Origin of the sequence: Streptomyces sp. MMG1533 (genome assembly GCF_001279775.1) — a bacterium.
Classification (GTDB): domain Bacteria; phylum Actinomycetota; class Actinomycetes; order Streptomycetales; family Streptomycetaceae; genus Streptomyces.
The window spans coordinates 1-2307 of the sequence record NZ_LGDG01000082.1; the positions used below are offsets into that span (position 1 = coordinate 1).

A 2307-nucleotide genomic window follows, 5' to 3' on the forward strand; every position below is an offset into this window, starting at 1 on the left:
GCCCGCCCCCGCACCCGGCCCCGAGGACCGCCCCCACCCCGACACGTCCTCCGAGGACCGCACGCTCGCGCACTCAGGTCTCGCCAAGGGCCGTCCGCCCCGGCGCGAGCGGGGGCCCGGCGGTGGGCTGCTGATGGGGCGGCCGTTCGGGGTGCCGGTGTATGTCGCACCCAGCTGGTTCCTCGTCGCCGCCCTGATCACGTGGGTGTTCGGCGGCCAGCTCGACCGCGTGCTGCCGGAACTCGGCGCCGCCCGCTACCTGGTCTCGCTCTTCTTCGCGGTCGCCTTCTACGCCTCAGTCCTCGTCCACGAACTGGCGCACACGGTTGCGGCACTGCGCTTCAAGCTGCCCGTCCGCCGTATCCAGCTCCAGTTCTTCGGCGGGGTCTCCGAGATCGAGAAGGAGGCCGAGACCCCGGGACGGGAGTTCTGGCTGGCCTTCGTCGGCCCGCTCCTCTCCCTCGTCCTCTCCGGCCTCTTCTACCTCGCCCTCCTGCCCGTCGAGCCCGGCACGGTCCCCGGCGTCCTGCTGGCCGGCCTGATGATCTCCAACCTGATCGTCGCCGCCTTCAACCTCCTGCCCGGCCTGCCCCTCGACGGCGGCCGTATGCTCCGCGCGGTCGTCTGGAAGATCACCGGCAAGCCGATGAGCGGCACCATCGCCGCCGCCTGGGTCGGCCGCGCACTCGCCGTCTGTGTCCTGATCGGCCTGCCGCTGCTCACCCAGTCCGGGGCGCTCGGGTCCAACGCCGAGGACAACGTCGGCATGGACACCGTCATGGACGCCCTGCTCGCCGCGATCCTCGCCGCCATCATCTGGACCGGCGCCGGCAACAGCCTGCGGATGGCCCGCCTGCGCGAGCACCTGCCCGAGCTGCGCGCCCGCAACCTCACCCGCCGCGCGGTCCCGGTCGAGACGGACACCCCGCTCTCCGAGGCCCTGCGCCGCGCCAACGCCGCCGGAGCCCGCGCCCTGGTCGTCGTCGACGCCGACGGCCATCCCCTCTCCCTCGTCCGGGAGGCCGCCATCGTGGGCGTACCGGAACACCGCCGCCCCTGGGTGTCCGTCAGCGGCCTCGCCCAGGACCTCACCGACGGCATGCGCGTCTCCGCGGAGCTGGCCGGCGAGGACCTCCTGGACACCCTGCGCGCCACCCCGGCCACCGAGTACCTGGTCGTCGAGGAGACCGGCGAGATCTTCGGCGTCCTTTCGGCGGCCGACGTGGAGCGCGCCTTCGTCAAGGCGATGGCCCGCCCGAGCTGACCCCCAAGTGGTCGGCGCCTCCCGCAAACGCCGGTAGGCTGTTCACATGTCCGAACCGACCGGTGCCGCCCGCAGGCGCGGGCCCTTCAAGGTCGGGGACCAGGTTCAGCTGACCGACCCCAAGGGCCGCCACTACACGTTCACGCTCGAGGCCGGGAAGAACTTCCACACCCACAAGGGTTCCTTCCCGCACGACGAACTGATCGGTGCTCCCGAGGGCAGCGTTGTCCGCACCACCGGGAACGTCGCCTACCTCGCGCTGCGCCCCCTGCTCCCCGACTACGTCCTGTCCATGCCCCGTGGGGCAGCCGTCGTCTACCCGAAGGACGCGGGGCAGATCCTCGCCTTCGCCGACATCTTCCCCGGCGCACGCGTCGTCGAGGCCGGCGTCGGCTCCGGCTCGCTCAGCAGCTTCCTGCTGCGCGCCATCGGCGACCAGGGCATGCTGCACTCCTACGAGCGCCGCGAGGACTTCGCCGAGATCGCCCAGCAGAACGTGGAGCGCTACTTCGGCGGCCCGCACCCGGCCTGGCAGCTCACCGTCGGCGACCTCCAGGACAACCTGAGCGACACCGACGTCGACCGCGTCATCCTCGACATGCTCGCCCCCTGGGAGTGCCTGGAGGCCGTCTCCAAGGCGCTCGTCCCCGGCGGCATCCTGTGCTGCTACGTGGCGACCACCACCCAGCTCGCCCGGACCGTCGAGTCCATCCGGGAGATCGGCTGCTTCAACGAGCCGACCTCCTGGGAGACGATGATCCGCAACTGGCACGTCGAGGGCCTGGCCGTCCGCCCGGACCACCGGATGATCGGCCACACCGGCTTCCTGCTCACCGCCCGCCGTCTCGCCGACGGCGTCGAGCCGCCCATGCGCCGCCGCCGCCCCGCCAAGGGCGCCTACGGCGAGGACTACTCCGGCCCCAACGCCGACGGAGGCGCCGGCCGCTAGAAGGCTGATGAAGATCTTGGGGTTCTGGCCCTGCCGCGTGAGCGGCAGGGCCAGACTCGTTGTGTGGCGATGGGTGAGTGGGTCGGCGAGATGG

Annotated in this window: 2 protein-coding genes; both read left to right on the plus strand. The window is 72.0% G+C overall.

All coding sequences use genetic code 11. The annotated features are described in order from the left end of the window. The coding region (locus ADK57_RS11235) for a site-2 protease family protein (protein ID WP_053749257.1) at positions 1 to 1264 on the plus strand (1264 nt) is incomplete at its 5' end. 46 nt (positions 1265 to 1310) lie between these two features. Continuing rightward, entirely contained in the window at positions 1311 to 2213 is a 903-nt protein-coding gene (locus tag ADK57_RS11240; RefSeq protein WP_053749258.1) for a tRNA (adenine-N1)-methyltransferase, read from the plus strand. Positions 2214 to 2307: the final 94 nt, after the last annotated feature.